Genomic DNA, 20,068 nt, shown 5'->3' on the forward strand with positions numbered 1-20,068 from the left:
TACCAGGTTTTCTATGCCTTTCTTTTTCTCATCATGTCTAACGGTTTCACTGGATGTTCTACTTTCATTTTTACGATCATCATTGGATGGCGGGCGACGTCAAGAGGATTTCCATCTTCGTCCCACATTTCGGTAATGGTTTGTTTATGGTGAGAGAAGCCCGGTCCGTAAAATTCAATGTCGTCACCAATTTTGAAATGATTCCGTTGTTCAATCGTTGCGATGTTTGTTTCTTCATCGTAATCGATGACTTGTCCGATAAACGTATATTTCGGTATTTTTCTCGGCTTGCCGAAGATTTGTTGGTTCGGATCAGGAATGCCGTAATAAAATCCTGTGGCAAGTTCACGTTGCGCAACTTTCCATAATTCATCTTCCCACGCTTCATTGAATTCATAATTTTCTGGGTCATTGCAATACGCATCAATGGCTTGCCGGTATACGTTAGAAACAGTAGAAACATAATGGATTGATTTCATTCGCCCTTCTATTTTTAAACTGTCTACTCCTGCTTCTACTAAATCCGGGATGTGACGAATCATTGCCATGTCGACAGCACTCATAGAAAATGGTTCATCTGGATTTCCTTCTAATCCAATCGGTTGCCCCGTTTCTTCGTCCATTTCGAAAATGTCATATTTCCAACGGCAAGACTGAGAACAACCACCTCTGTTCGCATCTCGCATCGACATATGGTTAGATAAGACGCATCGGCCGGAGTACGATATACACATTGCTCCGTGAATGAAAACTTCTATTTCTACGTCTGTATTGTTACGAATTTGTTTTATTTCGTCCATACTTACTTCTCGGGCAAGGACAACCCGCTCTAGTCCTTCTTCGTGCCAGAAATTCAATGTTTCGTAATTTGTGGCAGAAGCTTGGGTCGATAAGTGAATTGGGAGTCCTGGTGCTTCTAATGCACAAATTTCAATGAGTGCAGGATCCGACACAATGACTGCATCAATTCCAATATCCCGGAGAGTACGGAAATATTCGCCAGCTCCGTCTGTGTCATTTTCATGGGCAACGATGTTTGCAGCGACATATACTTTGGCGTTGTATTTTCGTGCAAACGCAACTCCTTCTTTCATTTCGTCAAAAGAGAAGTTTCCCGCTCGGCTTCTTAATCCGTATGCATTTCCCCCAATGTAAACAGCGTCTGCTCCGTAGTGAATCGCTGTTTTTAATTTTTCTAATGTACCGGCGGGTGCGAGTACTTCTGGTTTTTTCGTGATCGTCTTCATCGCTACTTTCCCCCTTCATAGTTATTCAATTTCAGTAGGATCTTTGACGAAAAATCCTTCGTCCAATGGTCGATCTTTCGGATGATATTCGTGTAATTTTTCATTGAGTTGTTGCATGTAATCCGCACTCCATCGTTTTTCTAAAAGTGCGTTTTTCGCTTCAACAAACAAGCGGGCAATTTGGACAAAGTCGTCTCCTTTTGTAAAGAGACCGTCTAACTTCCAGTGATGAAGATTTGCTTCCATTACTTTGTCCAATTGGGTGAGTAGATTGACGTCATAGCTTGCGAAAATATGTGTGCCGTTTATATCTTCGTAAATCGAATACCGACTATCTGGATCGTTTTTTTCCGTGATATATAGCCCTCGTTTTTTTGATGGTGACACGTCTTGGTTTGTGTATTGAAGATAGTTTGAAGCGAGCGGACGCAAGGATTGGTGAATACATGTCGCTCCATATACGAGTATTTCAAGTGGAACAGTCGTTTGTGCACCGATTGCTTCAAGCTCTTCGTACGTTAATTCTCGTGCTAAGACTGCTCCCGTTGCACCGCGTTTTGCCCAAAAGTTAATTTGTTTTGCACTCGTTACAATCGTTTGTGCGTCATAAATAAAAGGAATATTTAAGTTGTGTTTTTTTAATAAGTGGATGACACCAGGGTCCCCAACTGTGATGGCATCCACCCGGCATTTTTCAAGAAACTGTAAGTACGAAACAACTTTTTCAATGCGATCATTGTGCATCAGTGCGTTCACGGCAACGACTACTTTTTTATTTTGAGAGTGAGCGATCTCAACCATCGTTTCAATTTCTGCTCGTGAAAAAGAAGTAGGTAAGCGAAGCCCGAATGCATCTTCACCTACATAGAGCATATCTACTCCTACTTCTAATAACGCTTTCCCTTGTTCGGCAGATGCTGCAGTGGCAATAATTTTTATCATCTTTCATCCCCTTATTCCTCATCATTCGATAGTGTAAATGGTACCACCTCATATTTTAACATAGGCACCGTCGTTTATTTTAAAAGAAAAAAGAACCATCGATATTATGATTGTTTCTCGTGTTGTTTTTCCCAAAGGATTTAGGATAAACAGCGCCATGCCACGGAAAAGGTGCTTAGAGTCCTTCTTGACATCGTTTCATTACAAGTTTGGCGCTGAAAAGATGCCATAAGCGCTCCATGGAATGTTTCCAATTGTCATTTCGTGTTGAAGTTGTGTTATAAGCCGTCTATGGCTTGCTTCCAAAATGAAGTTTGATCTGAAATGGTGCCAAGAGAGAGCCATGACATGTTTTCAATTCCAGTTCATCACTGAAGCAGTGCCATGAACGGGGCATGGCGTCCTTCCACAATCAGTTTTATTCTAAAGAGCCGTCATGAAACGGACATGAGTAGTTTTCGAAAGTTGTTTTGTGATGAAGTGGTGCCATTTTCAGTAACAACATTCCATCTATTCAACTTTTCTCAAAAAAACTGTCCAAAAATCATTATTCATGACTTTTTGGACAGTTCTCAGTGCGTTACGATGAAGCATCATCATTTTCTTTTTCTGTTTTCTTTTTCTCTGCATGGGCAATAAATGCTTTTAATTTATCAGACACTTTTCGGTAAAGGGTGTTTTCTTCAAATTCCCCGTCTTCTTTACGTTTACCCGCTCTCATTCCCGTCAGTAACTCAATTCCTTCTTCAATTGTTTTTACTTGATAAATATGGAATTGATTGTTTTTCACCGCTTCAATGACTTCATCTTTCAGCATTAAGTTTTTCACGTTTTGATGAGGAATGAGTACTCCTTGTTCTCCGGTAAGACCTTCTTTTTTACATACGTCAAAGAAACCTTCTATTTTTTCATTGACGCCACCGATCGGCTGAATTTCTCCTTTTTGGTTCACGGATCCGGTTACAGCTAAGCCTTGTTTAATTGGTACTTCGGCAAGACTGGATAGAAGGGCGTACAGCTCCGTACTGGATGCGCTGTCACCGTCTACGCCACTATAAGATTGTTCAAAAGCCAAATGAGCGGTAAGGGCAAGTGGACGTTTTTGAGCAAATGTATTTCCTAAATAGCCCCCGAGAATATAGACGCCTTTATTGTGAATGTTTCCGCTCATTTTGCTTTCTCTTTCAATGTTTACAATGCCTTTTTGGCCAACGTACGTACTTGCTGTAATACGAGAAGGCTTGCCAAATTGATATTGACCAAGTTGATAGACTGCTAAACCGTTTACTTGTCCAATTTTTTCACCTTTTGTGTCGATGAGAATATCTCCATCTTCCATGCTTTCTTGGAGTTTTTCTTCATACAAGTTCGAGCGATATTTTTTCTCTTCAATTGCTTTTTTCACATGTTTCGCTTGGACGATATCATCTTCCATAAGAGCGGCCCACGTATCAGCTTCATAAATAATTTCGACTTGCTGATTAAAGCGAGTGGATAGTTTATTTTGATGGTCAGACAAGCGAATGCTGTATTCTGCAATTTTTGCTACCGCTTCTTTATCGAAAGGACGCAGACCATCTTCTTCGCATTTCGTTTGGATAAACCGAGCGAGCTTATACAAATTTTCTTCGTTATTGTCCATCTCTACATCAAAGTCCGCTTTAATCTTGAACAGCTTTTTAAAATCTTCGTCGTAATGATAAAGGAGTTGGTAAATTGCCGGACTTCCGATTAAAATGACTTTCACTTTAAGCGGGATAGGATCTGGACTAAGGGAAGTGGTAGATACGAGCCCTAATTGTTCCCCAATATTTTCAATTTGGATATTTTTATTTTGGAGTGCTCGCTTTAAAGCATCCCAAGCGTAATGATTCGTTAAAATATCTTTTACTTGAATAATTAAATAGCCACCGTTTGCTTGGTGGAGGTAACCAGGTTTAATTTTGGTGAAATCTGTACTCATTACACCCATTTTATTTTCATATTCCACTTTTCCGATGAGATTATAATAAGTCGGGTTATCTGCGGTGACAACCGGGGCACCTTTCGTTTGGCTGTTGTCGACAAACAGATTCACTTGATATTTATGGGTAACGTCATTGCCGTGATTTCTCCCAAGCATTTGCTGAAAAGGATTATTGCTATCTTTTTTATCTTCGAGAAAATCTTCGAGATGATGCAATATATCTTGTTTTGCTTCTTCAAAGTAGTCAAGCACACCATTGCAATGTTGATATTTTTCTTCCAATTCTCCTAAGTGAAAATCTACTACAGATAATGCAATTTTTTGATCTAAAGACTCAATGGTTTTCGTTAAATCTTTTTCCAATGAACGAAGCTTGTTCGTGAATTCTAGTACTTTTTCTTGTAATAAAGCAGATTTTTCTTCCAGTTTTTCTAATTGAGTTTCGTCAAGTTGATTATATTCTTCTTCACTTAACGGTTTGCCATGCAAGACTGGAATTGTAATAAATCCAGAACCTGATTGGCGAATCATAAATCCATATTGTTTGGCGATATCATTTAGTTCTTTGAAAATATTGTTTGATTTTTCTTGAGAGGAACGGATGATCGAGGCGCGCTCTTTTTGATAGTTTTCCTCATTAAATGCGCGCGGGAGGTCTGTTTTTAAATTTTGCACAAATTCGTCCATATCTTCTTGTAATTGCTTTCCAAACCCAGCCGGAAGCTTCAGCATTTTCGGTTTATATTTGTCTTGGAAATTGTAGACATAGCACCAGTCATATAAAGTGGTATCTTTTTTGGCGAATTCTTTGACGATTGAATTTGTAAAGCTTGTTTTACCTGTTCCAGTAATCCCCGCGACATAAATGTTATACCCTTTTTTTTTGACATTCAGGCCGAACTTCATCGCTTGGCTACCGCGTTGTTGTCCAATAATGCCATCCAATGTAGAAATTTCCGAGGTTGTTTCGAAAGGAAAAGAAGACGGGTCAATGGTTTTTTTCAATTGCGTATAAGACAACCTTGCTTTTTTTTGTAATTGATTGTCATTCAATGTTCATTCCCTCCTATGTAACATGTTTGTAAAAAACGACAATATGAAAAAATTAACTTATGAAAATTGTCGCATAATGCAGGGAAAATGGCAAAAATGAAATATTTTAGATGTTTGTAATATAGACGATTCTATCAGTAATCAAATAAAAAACGTATCGAGATATTCTTGTAATATATCTATGTTACAGTAGGCACTGAACTAAAAAAGGGAGTTGATTTTTTGAAGAAGTTTTTATTAGCCTCTACAACGGCGATAGTATTCATGATAGGTTTTTCAGTAAATGACGCGGATGCTTCCAGTACATATAAAGTAAAAAGTGGAGATACTTTATATCGAATTGCTGCTAATCACAATGTGACAGTAGCAGAGTTAAAAGAGTGGAACGGTTTAACGTCTCATTTCATTTATCCGAATCAGACGTTAAAAGTTTCAGGAGAAAAGGTAAGTGAAAAGCCACGAGAAGAAGTTGCCTCTTCTTCTACAGGTAGGTACACCGTGAAAAAAGGGGATACGCTTTACCGTATTGCAACAAATCATGGGATGACAGTCTCAGAACTGAAAAAGTTAAACAACTTAAGTTCCAATACGATTTATCCAAACCAAACACTACGTGTAGACGGTAGTGCGGTAAAAGCGAAGTCTTCCAATCCCTCTCGCAGTGCTTCAAAGCAAAATGTTGTTCGGGAAATGACTGTAACATCCACTGCTTATACAGCTAATTGTGCCGGCTGTTCAGGGGTTACTGCAACTGGAATAAACTTAAAACAAAATCCAAATCAAAAGGTCATTGCCGTAGATCCAAATGTCATTCCACTTGGTTCGAAAGTATACGTGGAAGGGTACGGAACAGCGATTGCAGGTGACACTGGAGGTTCCATTCGCGGTAACAAAATTGACGTCTACTTCCCAAGTCGAAGCGAGGCACTAAACTGGGGCCGCAGACAAGTAAACATCAAAATACTTGAATAACAAGAATGATAAAAGTGACTGTTTAGGTGCGATAGATGAGGGAGAGTCAAAAAAGAAAGCAATCGTTGCTTTCCACATCTGACTCGATAAATTCTAGCACTTAAGAGCAGAGCTAGACATCAGAAAAGCGAATAGACGTGAGGTTGTGGAAGAACCGGGGCAGGAGTCGATCTTGACTTCTGCCTCAGTTTTGTTGGAAAGAAAGCGGTTGCACCACTTGGAACGGTCACTTCATTGGCGGTTTTCATAGCAGTCTAGGACAGGGTGATATATTTTCAACGACGATTCCTTTAAGCGACTGTTATTTTTCGTCCTCATCCTTCAAGGACCTTTTTCTGTTATTTTTTCCTACAATTATGAGTGGAATTATCAACAACAACAAAGAAACAGTAATTAATTTTGTTTTAATAGTCATCTGTATAGCAAAGGATTCATTCTACCTTTGCTCCCCCTCCTTTATTCTCGTTCTCCCCTCCAATGATTGTACCTACTCACCAATACATGTAGGGCTATTTCTATTATACTACAAATCTATTAATAATTACCATAACTTCCCACACTAAAAAAAGTATCCCAGACAAAGAGATGTTGGGATACTTTAAAAGAATATATTAGTTTAATGCCGCTTCTTCATTTCTTCTATCTACAATTCGCACTGCTTTTCCTTGTGAACGTGGAATGGACTTTGGTTCTAGTACTTTTACGTTCATCGTTACGAGACAGTTAGATTTCATGGAATGCTGTACTTTTTTAGCCAATTCTTTGATGCGTGGATGGTTTGTGTCTTTATTGCAAGCATTGTAATATTCTTCATCTGCTTCCACGTGTAATTCCACAGAATCCATTGTGCCATTTTGAGTAAGATGGATTTGATAATGAGGAACGATTTCTTTAATTTGCAGTAAGTAACGTTCAATTTCAGATGGGAAAACGTTTACACCGCGGATAATAAGCATATCGTCAATTCGACCTTTTACGCGGGACATTCTCACTGTAGTTCTACCACATTTACATTTTTCACGTGTAATCGCTCCAAGATCTCCGGTACGATATCGAATAATTGGTAGCGCTTCTTTTGTTAAGCTAGTAAATACTAACTCGCCGTCTTCTCCTTCAGGTACTGGTTCGAGCGTATCTGGATCGATTACTTCAATGAAGAAATGGTCTTCTTGCACGTGCAATCCATGTTGTGCTTCGTGACATTCAATGGCGACACCTGGTCCCATGACTTCACTTAATCCATAAATGTCCACTGCTTTAATGCCAAGCTTTTCTTCCAGTCTTTCTCTCATCGTTTCAGACCAAGGCTCTGCTCCGAAAATACCATATTCAAGACTTGTATCGGCTGGGTTTTTACCCATTTCCTCCATTTTTTCTGCAATGTTAAGTACGTAAGACGGTGTGCCCCCAATACCACGAGGTTTAAAATCTTCAATAATAGAAATTTGACGCTCCGTATTTCCGGCAGAGATGGGGACGGTAGCACAGCCTAGTTTTTCTGCACCAACGTGTAAGCCGAGTCCGCCGGTAAACAGTCCATAACCATAAGCATTGTGGAAAATGTCAGATTTTTTACCTCCAGCTGCTACGATCGCCCGAGCGATACATTCAGCCCAGTGGTTAATGTCATTTTCTGTATATCCAACTACAGTCGGTTTCCCACTCGTTCCAGAAGATGCGTGTAAGCGAACGATGTCCTCTTGAGGTACTGCGAAAAGTTGGAACGGATAGTTTTCTCTTAGATGGTGCTTTTGAGTAAATGGTAGCTTGCGAATGTCATCCAAACTTTTAATATCTTCCGGTTTGACATTTAATTCATCAAATTTTTGCTTGTAAAAAGGAACGTTTTCATACACGCGTTCAACGGTTTCTTGTAAGCGGTTTAATTGTATCGCGCTTAATTCTTCTCTAGATGCGGTTTCGACTCTTTGGTAACTCATTTTCTCTTTCCCTCCATAATTCGATGGTATTTTTACTCTGTTTCCACAGAGAGAGCATGAATAAATCCAGTGCAATGTTAACATTTTTCAAAAAATATCAATAACGTAAATAATACGAAAATACATTTTACGTTATATAATAAAGATTAATACTTTCTTGTTATACTGTCAATTGAATTTAGAAAAATTATTTCTAAAAATTAAATATACAGATGCTTACATAGGACAAACCGTCTTGTATGAATCATAAAAGGCGAATTTCCTATGTTATATCAGATTTCAATAGAAAAAAGTGAAAGTATGAAAAAAGTTATATTGACATTATTCTAAGAGAGAAATTAATTTTTCAAAAAATTATTGACTTTGGGACATGAAAGCGATAACATCTTGGTATGATGAGTAATCTCGTTTTATCTACGTCACACACTTTTAGTACAATGGCAGCAAGAATTGAGGAGAGGTGAAAAATGAGCGATTTTTTGCAATTTTCGGTCACTGGAATTACGATTGGTAGTATTTATGCCATCGTTGCATTAGGATTCGTGACGATCTACAGTGTTACGAAAGTCATAAATATGGCACAAGGCGAATTCGTGATGCTCGGTGGCATGATCATGTTCACGTTTTTAGGAATCGGTCTAAATTATTGGCTTTCATTTTTATTGACGATACTTGCCGTGATGGCGATTGGATGGGTGATGGAAAAAGCCATCATTCAGCCGACAAAAGGGGCAGATCCCATCAGTTTAATCATTTTAACAATAGGTGCTGCCATTTTTATTCGAGGTGTGGCCAGTATGATTTGGGGAAAGGGACAAGTGCGGGTTCCGGCATTTACTTCCAATGAACCAATCTCAATTGGACCTGCAACGATTACTCCACAAAGCATATGGGTTGTTCTCATTATGTTGTTCATCGTTCTCTTACTATATATCTTAATCGATCGAACAATGATAGGAAAGGCGTTTCAAGCGTGTTCGGTTAACCCAATGGCAGCTCGTTTAATGGGAATTAGTCCTGCAAGAATGTCCTCTTTTTCGTTTACATTAAGCGCTGTATTAGGTGCGATTGCAGGTCTTGCGATTGCTCCGATTATGTTCCCTGCTTACGATACAGGACTCATGCTTGGTATTAAAGGGTTTTCTGCAGCTATTTTAGGAGGACTAGGAAGTGCCCCGGGAGCTGTTTTAGGTGGTTTAATCATTGGTCTCCTAGAATCTTTTGGTGCAGGCTATATTAGTTCTGGACTCAAAGACGCAGTAGCGTTTACTGCTATTTTAGTGATCCTTCTGATCCGACCTAGTGGGATTCTCGGTGAAAGAAATGTTGGAAAGGGAGGATTGTAATGAAGCTAAAAGGTGTGCAACAGACGAATTGGATTGGAGTAGGAATTTTTGTTTTAATCGTCCTCATATTTCCTTTTGTAGTAACACAATCTTTTTTATTAAATCATGCAACTTTTACAGGAATCTACGTCATTGTTTCACTAGGACTCGGATTACTAATGGGTTATGCCGGGCAAATTTCTTTAGGGCAAGCAGCCTTCTATGGTGTCGGTGCTTATGCAACCGCTATCATGACAACAACTTACGGTTTAAGTCCATGGATCGGATTGATTTTTTCCATAGCTATCGCTGCTCTTTTGGCTTACATCATGGGATATACGATGGCTCGGTTAAGCGGATACTATTTAGCTATGGCGACGTTAGCATTTGGAATTATAGTTCATTCTGTCCTTGTTGAGTGGCGTAGTGTTACATTAGGAGCTTCCGGATTTTACGGAATTCCATCCATAAATATTTTTGGATATACCATCACCCAAGGGATTCCTTACTATTACTTCGTATGGGCCTTTGCCATTATTGGTATTATCATCTGTTTAAACATCGTGCATTCTCGTGTAGGAAGAGCACTTCGCTCCATTCACGATAGTGAGATCGCTTCCAGTGCGATGGGAGTGGAGACAGGAAAATATAAAACACAAATTTTTGTCTTAAGTGCGATTTTTGCCGGCGTGGCCGGTTGGTTGTTTGCGCACATGAGCTATAGTATCTCGCCAAGTTCTTTTACGTTAGATGCTTCGATTATATTTTTAGCGATGGTTGTACTAGGAGGAAGTAGTAGTGTGTGGGGAGCGGTGCTTGGAACGGTTTTAATTACAATGATACAAGTTACGGTCCACACGTTGGGAGAACAATTCACATTTATTACAAGTGAATTTGAACATGTTGTTTATGGATTAATTTTAGTATTAGTCATTATCTTTATGCCTCGCGGGTTATTCCCGACGATTTCTTCTTGGTTGAATAATAAAATGAGCCAACGTTCGTCAGAGACTCAAGAAAAGAAAGCTAGTTGACATAGGGGAGGAGGCCAATACATGTTAGAGGTAAAAAACGTAACAAAAACGTTTGGCGGCGTTGTGGCGAATAAAGATGTTTCTTTTTCCTTTGAAGAAGGGCAAATCGTTGGTTTGATTGGCCCGAATGGAGCTGGAAAGAGCACTATGTTTAACATGATTTCTGCGATTTTCCCACCTTCTGAGGGAGAGATTATCTTTCGCAAGCAACGAATTGACAAAATGCCTACCAATGCGATGGCACCCCTCGGGATTTCTCGTACTTTTCAAAACTTGCAAGTTTTTAAAAATATGACAGTGGTTGAAAATGTAATGGTAGGACGTCATATTCGTACGAAGACCGGGACGCTCAGAGCAGCGTTGAAACTGCCAGGTACGAAGAAAGAAGAAGTGAGTGCCTACGATAAAGCCATGGAATATATTCAGTTTGTCGGCTTACAAGATCTTTATGATCATTTGGCAGGAAACTTGGCGTTAGGAAAGTTGCGCCTGTTAGAACTGGCGCGTGCATTGGCGACAGAACCGAAATTGTTGTTATTAGATGAGATTGCCGCAGGACTGAACCATAAAGAAACAAAAGAAATGAGCAATCTTATTGAGAAGATTAGAAATAATGGGACGACAGTTTTTGTCGTAGAACATGATATGGATCTTGTTATGTCCATTTGTGACAAAATTATCGTATTGGACCAAGGCGAAAAAATAGCTGAAGGAACGCCAAGAGAGATTCAAAGTAACCAACGGGTGATCACCGCCTATTTAGGCGCAGAAGTAGAAAAAAATGCACAGTAAGGAAGGAGGGAGAGTGAATTCATGAGCAAAGAGAACATGATCATAGAAATTGAAGACCTCTCTGTCAGTTACGGACCTATACAAGCACTAAGGAATGTCTCACTGGATGTCAAAAAAGGAGAAATTGTTGTCCTCCTTGGTGCAAATGGTGCCGGCAAGACGACCTTGCTTCAAACAATTTCTGGATTACTAAAACCTGATTCCGGTTCCATCAATTATCTTGGAGAAGAAATAGTAGGATTAAGTGCCGAAAAAATTGTCTCGAAACAACTGATTCATGTGCCTGAACATCGCCAAGTCTTCTCGACTTTAACGGTGATGGAAAACTTGGAATTAGGTTCATACCACCATTACAAGAAATCAGGGAAACAAGCGATTGAAGAGGAAATAAAAAAAGTATTTGAATTGTTTCCTATTTTAGAAGAAAGAAAAGAACAATTAGCAGGTACTTTATCGGGCGGTCAACAACAAATGTTAGCGATTGCTAGAGGAGTGATGGCGAACCCGAAACTACTGCTGTTAGATGAACCGACACTGGGCCTTGCGCCAATTGTTGCGCAAGAAGTGTTAGGTTTAGTAGCGGATTTGCGTAATAAATTCGATACGACGGTGTTATTAATCGAGCAAAACGTCGTTTCTTCCTTAAATATCGCAGATCGCGGCTACGTCATCTCGCATGGTGAAATTGTGAAAAAAGGAAGTGCGAGAGAGCTGTTAAACGATAAGGAAATTAAAGAAGCGTATCTTGGACAAAGTGTCTAAAGATAAATAAAAAAGAATTGAAATAGGGGGAATTCACATGAAGAAAAAGTTGCTACTTGCATTGTTTTTAGTAGCAGGCATGTTTTTAGCAGCTTGTGGTGGGGGAGGTAATGACACCACAGAAGATGCTAGCAATGAAAACGATAATGGAAATGAAGATGTAGATGAATATGTCATTGGAGCGATTTATTCTAAGACGGGACCAAACAGTCCGCTCGGAGAACCAGAATGGAACACAACAGAAATGCTTGTTGACCAAATCAATGAAAATGGCGGAATTAACGGGGTACCGCTCCGGGTAGTTCTCGCTGATGATGAGTCCAGTCAAGAAAAAGCAGTACAAGAAATGAACCGTCTCATCAATGACGAAAATGTACTGGCAGTGTTAGGATCTTCCGGAACGACTGAAAGCCTTGCCATGAAAGGAATCGCAAATCAGAACCAAGTGCCGTTAGTTTCTGCCGCAGCTGCTGCTCAAGTAGTTGAACCGGTAGAAGAATCTGAATGGGTATTTAAAACACCACAATCTGATAGACTCGCCGTCGAGCGTATTTATATTTATTTAAATAATGCCGGCATTAGTAAAGTAGGTTTACTGACAGACTCCAATGCGTTTGGAACTACTGGCTTAGAAGAATTAGAAGCAGCTGCAGATGAATATAATATCGAAATTACAGCAAAAGAAAGCTATAACACACAAGATCCAGATATGAGCACACAGCTAACGAACATTAATAGCTCTGGAGCAGAAGCAGTCATCGTATGGGGGACAAACCCAGCGCCTGCTATTATTGCCAACAACCTTACTTCGTTAGGGTTTGACATGGAGTATATCGGTAGTCACGGTATCGCGAACCAAAGCTTTATTGACTTAGCAGAAGATGCAGCAGAAGGAGTTGTCATTCCAACAGGAAAAGCGTTATTCCCAGATCAAATTCCTGAAGATGACGTACAATATGATGTGTTAAATGAATACTACAATAACTACGTCGAGCGTTTTGATAGTGAACCGACAAACTTTGGCTCTTACGGTTATGATAACCTCATGCTCGTAGTAGAGGCATTAAAAAATGGTGCAACCGATCGCGAATCTATCCGCGACTACTTAGAAAATGAAATTTCAGATTGGGTAGGTACTACCGGAGTGTTTAACATGTCTCCTGAAGACCATAACGGTTTAACACCAGATAGCTTAGTGATGGCACGAGTGGAAAATGGAGAATGGGTACTTTTCGAAGATGACGCTGCAAAAGGAGAAGAGACAGAAGAAGCAGGAGATAATGAAGAAAACACGGAAGAGGAAACAGCAGAAGAAGATGAGGAATAATCTCATCAACCAAAAACGGAGTGACTCGATTTTATCCGAGCACTCCGTTTTTTCTAGGCCAAACATGCGTTTATTTGATATCGGGTCGAAGTTAAAGGATGAAGAACGGTATCAAACGCTCTACACTGAAATGAAACCGACGTACCGACGTACGGTAGAATAAGAAAAGAAACCCTAGCGAATCATGGAATGGCTAGGGTTTTCTTCTTCCGTGACTGATTTTATTTTCAAATAGCGAAAATGAATGAATAAGCAACCGATCATACCAACTCCGCATGCAAACGAAGATAAGAGAAAAGCAGCGGAATAGGCAGTAGTCAATTCGATCAAGTATCCTGTGATAGGAGGGGATAATAACTGACCAAAGCCAAAAAGCAAAGTAACAAAACCAATGGCAGTTCCAGCTTTTTCTTTTACCATTAAATCATTCACCGCAGCGATAATAATAGAAGGAAAGGCCCACAAAGTAATGCCGTACACGATTGTTTCAAATAATAGAACAATGGAATTGGTAGAGAAAATAAACAAAATTAATATACATCCTTGAATAAGAAAGACGAGGGATAACGTAAGAAGTCTACCGATTCGGTCCGATAGAGTCCCCCAAATAAAGCCGCTAATAATACTAAATATTCCTCCAATTGCAAAAAAGTGACCGGCAGTTGTACTATCAAACGAAATATCCGTAATTAAGAAATCAACATAAAAAGTAGAGAAAATTAAATAGCTGAATCCCCATAAAAAATAAACCATTCCGATGAGCCAAACGACTTTATTTTTATATACGGAAACATGGTTTTGGTTTTGATTTACAGAAGAGGGAGAGGTTCCTTTTACTTCGGTATCTCCGTATTTATCCGCTCCATAGGGGACGAGATTTTTGTCTTCCGGGTTTTCTTTGAGGAAGAAAACATTAAGAAGCAAAATAATCATAGCAATGACAGCTAACAACGCCCAACTAATGCGCCAACCAGAAATAGGATAAAAAACCATTAACATAGGGACGACAAACCCGCTGAATACCATCCCTAAACCTGAACCGGAATTCGTTATTCCAAGCGCCATTCCGCGATATTTAGTTGTAAACCATCTGCCTACTAACCCGACGGAAGTAACGTTTGCTCCGCCAGAACCTAATCCGGTAACAAAGCTAGCAATGTAAGCAGACCAAAAGTTAAAGGAAAAAGCGCTAATAAGCATTCCTCCTGTCAAAATGAAGAGAGAGACAATAATGACCGGTTTTCCTGAAAATTTTTGAATAAAATAACCGACCGTAGCAGCACTAATTAAATAACCAAAAAAGACACCAGAAGCAACGAAACCGGTTTCACTATAAGAGAGAGTTAAACCATCTTTCATAAAAGGAAGGATAGCCGCAAGGGAAAAACGCCCAAAACCTAAAGCTGTTAATAGATTTAATACAGTAATCGCGAGGATAATCCAACCGTAATGCAATTTTTTCTTTTCCATAGTAACACCTACACTTGAGTAAATTTCACTTCTGTTGTGTCGAATTCACTCTTGTTCTTATACCATTGTTCGACAGAAATACGCTATTTTCCTACTATCCCGAAAGAAAGAATCTCCCTCACTCCTCAAATAGAACTGAAGGTGAAGTGAGGGAATATTTCTTCACATCTATTCGACTTTAAATCGTTGCACAATCGTTTTTAAATCCACCGCCATTTGTGATAATTTATTGGCACTTTGAGATAAGGTATGAATGCTTTCTACTTGCGCGAGGGATTCATCATTCACATTCATGACGTGCTCCATGAACTGTTCTGAAATCTCGTTCACTTCATTGATTAAATGAGTAAGGTCTTCCCCATCTTTTACGAGCTGTTTTCCATATGCTTCATTTGTTTTCACTTTATCAGCAGCTTGTAACGATACTTGTTCAAGCGTTTCAATGGATTTTCTACTTTTAGTGACAAGATCTACTCCTTGATGAATGAAGGAAGTGTTTTGTTGAATGCGCTCTACGGAAGCATGAACATATTCTCTCGTTTCTTCTAAGGTAGTGACGATGTCATTTGCAAATGTGTTCGTGTGCCCTGCTAGTTGTCGTATTTCTTCAGCAACAACTGCAAAACCGTTCCCGTGTTCTCCGGCTCTTGACGCTTCAATGGAAGCATTTAACGCAAGCAAGTTCGTTTGCTTTGCAATGGCAGTAATGGCACTGATTTTTTCTGTAATGGAGTCGATACTGGCGGAAATTTCACTTATTTCTTCTGCAGTGGCATCGATGGCACGTTCAATGTTGTTCATCTGTTTCTCTAGCTCATTCATCGATTCCCGTTCATTTTTTGCAATTTCAGCTGTCTGTTCTGAATCGTGGGCGGATTGTCGTAATTCCTCCCGAATTGTCGTCATGCCGGAAAACAACTCTTGTACCATTCCATTTGCGTTTTGGAGGGAAGATAATTGTTGCTCGCTTCCTTCACGAAACGTCTGTAACGTAGATGATAGTTTTTGGGAAGTTTGTAAAATATCATCCGTTTGATTAGATTGTTGTAAACTAAGAGAATGAATAAGTTCCGATGTCTTTTTCAGCTCATGAATAATACTTTTTACTCCAATCGTAATCTTATTAATTTCGGTACCAAATTGATGGAATTCATTTTGTTTCGTCACATTGATGTTGGTCGTTAAGTCACCACTATAGACAGAACGTGTTGTCGAACGCCAAAAACGAAGCGTTTTTCTCACAGAAGCATAGTGATACACTCCTAGTAATCCCCCAACGACTCCTCCAACGAGAGAGAGAAGGAGAAGATGCGACATAGGAATTGATAAAAATAGCCCAGTGATCAACATGACAACGATCGGTAAAAGGACGATAGAACTAAACACGATGCCTAAATAAGGCCGATGTATCTTTCGGCCTAGTCGTAAATTTAATTTTTGATTATCTTCTCCTTGTACAACAGGGATGGTAATATCAATGACTGTTTCTCCCGTATCTCTTGAATAAGATTGTATTAATGGTTCCGTTGCCTTTAGCGATTTTTGGCTCGTTGGATCCGTATAGACGACGCCTTCTCTTAATCGGTTTGTATGTACTACCCCGACGCCATCTTGGTTAATTAATCCAATGTACTCATCTTCTTGTGATAATTCTTTATCAAGTATATCTCGTATGTAAGACACTTTTTCCCCTGGTACAACGGGAAGTCCATCCAATTCTGATTTGATTTGATTGGCAATTTTTTCTGCTTTTTTAAATCCAGCGCGCGCAACACTTGAATGGACGGGATCGTTCATTCTTCATCTCCCCTTTGAATGAAAACATCCATGTGATTCCTTTATTCCTCGATGAAATTCTCTTTCTTCCTATAAACCATTCCTTCAGCAATACCGATGAGATCGTCATTTTCCGTGTCAAAAAGTTCAATGCGATAAAGACCTAATTTAGGATTTTTAGAGTCTTCCCGCGCAATTGCCACGAGCTTTGTCCCAGAGTTAACCGCTTTCATATAATGCATCGTCATTGTCACCCCCACCGCGGTTGTTCCGTAAGAGTTACTGGCGACAGCAAATGCCGTGTCAGCGAGAGAAAAAGTAGCTCCTCCATTGGCGCTCCCATGGAAATTTAACATGTCATCGGTAATTGTCATCGATACTTTCGCATATCCATCTTCCACATCTTCTACTTTGATACCAAGCAATTTTGCATAAGTATCTTTTTCAAAATGTTTTAAAAGCTTTTCTTTTTTCATGATGATTCCCCTTTTGTCTTGAAGATTCTGAATAATAGACGTTTTATAGTACGTTCGTAATATATACGAAATATAACACTTTGTTATAAGAGTGTCAACTGTCTTTCTAAAGGCCTTATGAAGAATTACCTTTGAGAAATGTAGAGATTCTACCTATAATATAAATTTATTTATAGTGTCAGAAATGTTATACTATGGGAAAGTTTATGTGGAAGGAGCTTTGGCCATGTTGTATCGTTACAATGATATTTATCCTGAGATAGGAAATGAGGTGTTTATAGCTCCGGGAGCGCATGTCATTGGAGATGTGAAAATAGGAGATGAGTCGAGTGTATGGTTTAACACAGTCATTAGAGGAGATGAGGCACCGATCCGCATTGGAAAACGCTGTAATGTCCAAGATAATTCTACTTTACATTTGTATGATGAGTATCCGCTTACTTTAGAAGATGAAGTGTCTATTGGTCATAACGTCATTTTGCACGGGTGTACCGTTCGATCCCGAGCATTGATCGGAATGGGAGCAGTCGTGTTAGATGGTGCTGAAATTGGTGAATCTGCTTTTGTGGCTGCAAACACCCTTGTTCCACCGGGGAAGAAAGTACCGCCACGTACGATGTTTATGGGAAACCCAGGTAAAGTGGTGCGGGAATTAACGGATAAAGATTTAGAAATGATCCAAATAACGATTGACACGTACATTCAAAAGGGGAAAGAATTTCGTAAGCAAATCAAATAAATGTAAAAATAGTCAACGCATGAGATACAAATAAAAATCTCATGCGTTTATTTAAAGGAGAGAAAATAGTGAAGCGGATTACTATTTATTTTATTTCATTGGTATCTCTCTTTATCGTATTAAGTGGCTGTCATCTAAGTGCTGATTCAAAAACAGACTTGTTTCAATATAAAAACTCGTATGTGGGTGACAACAGTGCAGTTTTGAATATCGTGAATGAACTGACCCATCATCAAGAGTTGGATCAAATTTCACTTGAAACCGAGAAAGAACCATACGGAATTACTTTGGAATACAAAGATATTGAGACAAATTTTCTTTCTATTTTCCTTTGAAGTTTGGTTTGCGTTTTTCTTTGAAAGCTTCTAGGGCTTCGATGCGGTCTTCGGTTGGGATGATGACTTCGTAGGCTTTGGATTCGATGTGCATTCCTGTGTAGCTATCGACGTTGCTTCCGTTGTTGATGGCATGTTTTGCTTGGATGACGGCGAGGGGACCGTTTTGCATGATTTCTTCTGCGAGATTGACACATTCTTCCATTAATACTTCTTTCGCAACAACTTTGTTCACAATTCCATATTCTTTTGCTTGTTGCGCATCAATTTTTCTTGCTGTTAAAATAAGTTCTTTTGCAAAAGACGGTCCGATTAATTTTGTAAGCCGTTGTGTTCCGCCTGCTCCTGGGATAATGGCCCAGCTTACTTCCGGGAGTCCGAGGACAGCATGATCTGCGACGTAGCGGAAGTCACACGCTAATGCTAGCTCAAATCCTCCTCCAAGGGCATATCCATTGACAGCGGCAATGGTCGGTTGAGGAAGTTCTTCGATGAGTGTGAACACTTTCCGTATTTTGTTGACGTTTCTTCTTACTTGATTTTCATTCAATTTACGACGTTCTTTTAAATCTGCACCGGCACTAAAGGCTTTTTCACCGGCACCTGTAATAATCACACAGCGAATGTCCCGGTCCACTTGGATTTCTTCTACTACTTCTTCCAGTTGATCGAGCGTGGCATAGTCAAAACAATTAAGTTGGTCTGGTCGATTGATGGTAATGGTTGCTAAATGATCTTTTTTTTCCAACAGTACGTTACTCATATAAAAGGACCTCCTAAAAATATGTAGTATATAGCAAAAAATAGAGGCGGACTGTCCCGATGTGTTGGAACAGTCCGTTCTATCTCATGCTTAGATTCAATTATACAATAAAATGTTACTTAGTTGGTGAAGCAAAAAGACTTGTACTATGTCCTGCAAATAATTTCGCATCTGGGTCGACGACAGTTTTTGCTTGACTTACCGCAATTGGTGCTTCACCAAATCCCGTAGCAATCAATTTTACTTTGCCTTCATACGTACAAACATCTCCTGCTGCATAAATGCCGGGAATGTTCGTTTCCATTTTGGAATTGACAACGATTGAGTTTTTATCAATCTCAAGTCCCCAGTTTTTCAATGGGCCAAGGGAAGTGACGAAACCAAAGTTAACAACTAAGTCATCGACATCAAGGAGAAAAGTGTCCTCTCCTCTGACTTCTTTTACAAGAATCTGTTCAATGGCGTCATCGTTTCCAATAATTTCGCCCACTTCATATGGGGTTCTCACGTTCACGCTTGATTTTTTCAACAATTCCACACTATGCTCGTGAGCACGGAATTTATTTCGGCGGTGAATTAACGTGACTTCTTTTGCGATCGGTTCTAAAGATAACGCCCAGTCCACCGCAGAGTCTCCTCCACCGCAAACGAGAACACGCCGGTCTTTAAATTGATTCAAATCCTTGATAAAGTAATGGAGGCACTTATTTCTATACTTTTCTGCGTTGTCTACTTTTAACTCTCTCGGTTGGAAAGCGCCCGCTCCTGCTGTAATAATGACAGTCCGAGAGTAGTGAGATTTTTCGTTTGTCGTTAATTGGAACGTTCCGTCTTCTAATTTTACAACGTTTTCAACCGATTCATTTAAGCAAATCGTTGGTGAAAATTGATTTGCTTGCTCTGTCAGCACATCCACTAACTCTTGTGCTTTTACTTTTGGAAATCCAGCAACGTCGTAAATATATTTTTCTGGATATAGAGCAGACAATTGTCCGCCAACTTCCGGTAAACTATCAATTAATTTGACGGACATGCTCCTCATGCCTGCATAAAAAGCGGTAAATAAACCAACCGGACCTGCACCGATAATGGTGACATCATACATTTCTTGGTTACTCATGAATTTCACTCCATCTCTTTGGTTGCTTT

The 20,068-nt window shown here is 39.6% G+C and carries 17 protein-coding genes; 8 read left to right on the forward strand and 9 right to left on the reverse strand.

All coding sequences use genetic code 11. The features are described 5' to 3' along the window. Positions 1-11: 11 nt before the first annotated feature. The 3 genes from GJS40_RS00150 to GJS40_RS00160 form a co-directional block, all read right to left on the reverse strand. Complete coding sequence (locus tag GJS40_RS00150) at positions 12-1,247, reverse strand: peptidase U32 family protein (protein ID WP_270895209.1); 1,236 nt, start codon at positions 1,245-1,247, stop codon at positions 12-14. Positions 1,248-1,268: 21 nt separating this feature from the next. Beyond that, a complete protein-coding gene (locus GJS40_RS00155; protein ID WP_333723839.1) occupies positions 1,269-2,186 on the reverse strand; it encodes a peptidase U32 family protein in 918 nt (305 codons plus the stop codon). Positions 2,187-2,769: 583 nt separating this feature from the next. Then, positions 2,770-5,208, reverse strand: coding sequence for a Lon protease family protein (locus GJS40_RS00160; RefSeq protein ID WP_270895212.1), 2,439 nt, complete (start codon positions 5,206-5,208; stop codon positions 2,770-2,772). Between the two features lie 222 nt (positions 5,209-5,430). Between GJS40_RS00160 and GJS40_RS00165 the strand changes: the two genes are divergently transcribed. Then, positions 5,431-6,180 (forward strand): LysM peptidoglycan-binding and 3D domain-containing protein, encoded by a 750-nt coding sequence (locus GJS40_RS00165; protein ID WP_270895214.1) that lies wholly within the window; start codon positions 5,431-5,433, stop codon positions 6,178-6,180. Positions 6,181-6,791: 611 nt separating this feature from the next. Here GJS40_RS00165 and paaK read toward each other — a convergent pair. Continuing rightward, complete coding sequence (gene paaK, locus GJS40_RS00170) at positions 6,792-8,120, reverse strand: phenylacetate--CoA ligase PaaK (protein WP_270895215.1); 1,329 nt, start codon at positions 8,118-8,120, stop codon at positions 6,792-6,794. Positions 8,121-8,587: 467 nt separating this feature from the next. Here paaK and GJS40_RS00175 point away from each other — a divergent pair, with 467 nt between their 5' ends. The 5 genes from GJS40_RS00175 to GJS40_RS00195 are packed head-to-tail and all read left to right on the forward strand — an operon-like array spanning position 8,588 to position 13,360. Then, the gene (locus GJS40_RS00175) at positions 8,588-9,466 is read left to right on the forward strand and encodes a branched-chain amino acid ABC transporter permease (protein WP_270895217.1); all 879 of its coding nucleotides are present in this window, start codon (positions 8,588-8,590) and stop codon (positions 9,464-9,466) included. Next, positions 9,466-10,479 carry a branched-chain amino acid ABC transporter permease gene (locus GJS40_RS00180; protein WP_270895219.1) on the forward strand — a complete coding sequence of 338 codons (1,014 nt, stop codon included), beginning with the start codon at positions 9,466-9,468 and terminating at the stop codon, positions 10,477-10,479. Before GJS40_RS00175 ends, GJS40_RS00180 begins: the two co-directional genes overlap by 1 nt. A gap of 21 nt (positions 10,480-10,500) precedes the next feature. Further along, complete coding sequence (locus GJS40_RS00185; protein WP_270895221.1) at positions 10,501-11,271, forward strand: ABC transporter ATP-binding protein; 771 nt, start codon at positions 10,501-10,503, stop codon at positions 11,269-11,271. A gap of 21 nt (positions 11,272-11,292) precedes the next feature. Continuing rightward, the gene (locus GJS40_RS00190) at positions 11,293-12,033 is read left to right on the forward strand and encodes an ABC transporter ATP-binding protein (RefSeq protein ID WP_270895222.1); all 741 of its coding nucleotides are present in this window, start codon (positions 11,293-11,295) and stop codon (positions 12,031-12,033) included. A 37-nt stretch (positions 12,034-12,070) separates the two neighbouring features. Next, positions 12,071-13,360: an ABC transporter substrate-binding protein gene (locus GJS40_RS00195; RefSeq protein WP_270895223.1), complete on the forward strand. Its 1,290-nt coding sequence runs from the start codon at positions 12,071-12,073 to the stop codon at positions 13,358-13,360. 174 nt (positions 13,361-13,534) lie between these two features. Here GJS40_RS00195 and GJS40_RS00200 read toward each other — a convergent pair whose 3' ends face one another. The 3 genes from GJS40_RS00200 to GJS40_RS00210 form a co-directional block, all read right to left on the reverse strand. Beyond that, a complete protein-coding gene (locus tag GJS40_RS00200; protein ID WP_270895224.1) occupies positions 13,535-14,830 on the reverse strand; it encodes an MFS transporter in 1,296 nt (431 codons plus the stop codon). Positions 14,831-14,998: 168 nt separating this feature from the next. Then, complete coding sequence (locus GJS40_RS00205; protein ID WP_270895225.1) at positions 14,999-16,627, reverse strand: methyl-accepting chemotaxis protein; 1,629 nt, start codon at positions 16,625-16,627, stop codon at positions 14,999-15,001. Positions 16,628-16,668: 41 nt separating this feature from the next. Beyond that, entirely contained in the window at positions 16,669-17,082 is a 414-nt protein-coding gene (locus GJS40_RS00210; protein ID WP_270895226.1) for a hotdog fold thioesterase, read from the reverse strand. 226 nt (positions 17,083-17,308) lie between these two features. Here GJS40_RS00210 and GJS40_RS00215 point away from each other — a divergent pair, with 226 nt between their 5' ends. Beyond that, positions 17,309-17,821 carry a gamma carbonic anhydrase family protein gene (locus GJS40_RS00215; RefSeq protein ID WP_270895227.1) on the forward strand — a complete coding sequence of 171 codons (513 nt, stop codon included), beginning with the start codon at positions 17,309-17,311 and terminating at the stop codon, positions 17,819-17,821. Between the two features lie 68 nt (positions 17,822-17,889). After that, complete coding sequence (locus GJS40_RS00220; RefSeq protein ID WP_270895229.1) at positions 17,890-18,156, forward strand: DUF4825 domain-containing protein; 267 nt, start codon at positions 17,890-17,892, stop codon at positions 18,154-18,156. On the opposite strand, the gene GJS40_RS00225 is transcribed toward GJS40_RS00220, so the two are convergent. Beyond that, entirely contained in the window at positions 18,143-18,919 is a 777-nt protein-coding gene (locus tag GJS40_RS00225) for an enoyl-CoA hydratase-related protein (RefSeq protein WP_270895230.1), read from the reverse strand. The two genes, GJS40_RS00220 and GJS40_RS00225, sit on opposite strands and share 14 nt — an antisense overlap. A gap of 115 nt (positions 18,920-19,034) precedes the next feature. Further along, positions 19,035-20,048: an NAD(P)/FAD-dependent oxidoreductase gene (locus tag GJS40_RS00230; protein WP_377901800.1), complete on the reverse strand. Its 1,014-nt coding sequence runs from the start codon at positions 20,046-20,048 to the stop codon at positions 19,035-19,037. Positions 20,049-20,068: the final 20 nt, after the last annotated feature.

Origin of the sequence: Aliibacillus thermotolerans (assembly GCF_027853235.1) — a bacterium.
Lineage (GTDB): Bacteria > Bacillota > Bacilli > Bacillales > Marinococcaceae > Aliibacillus > Aliibacillus thermotolerans.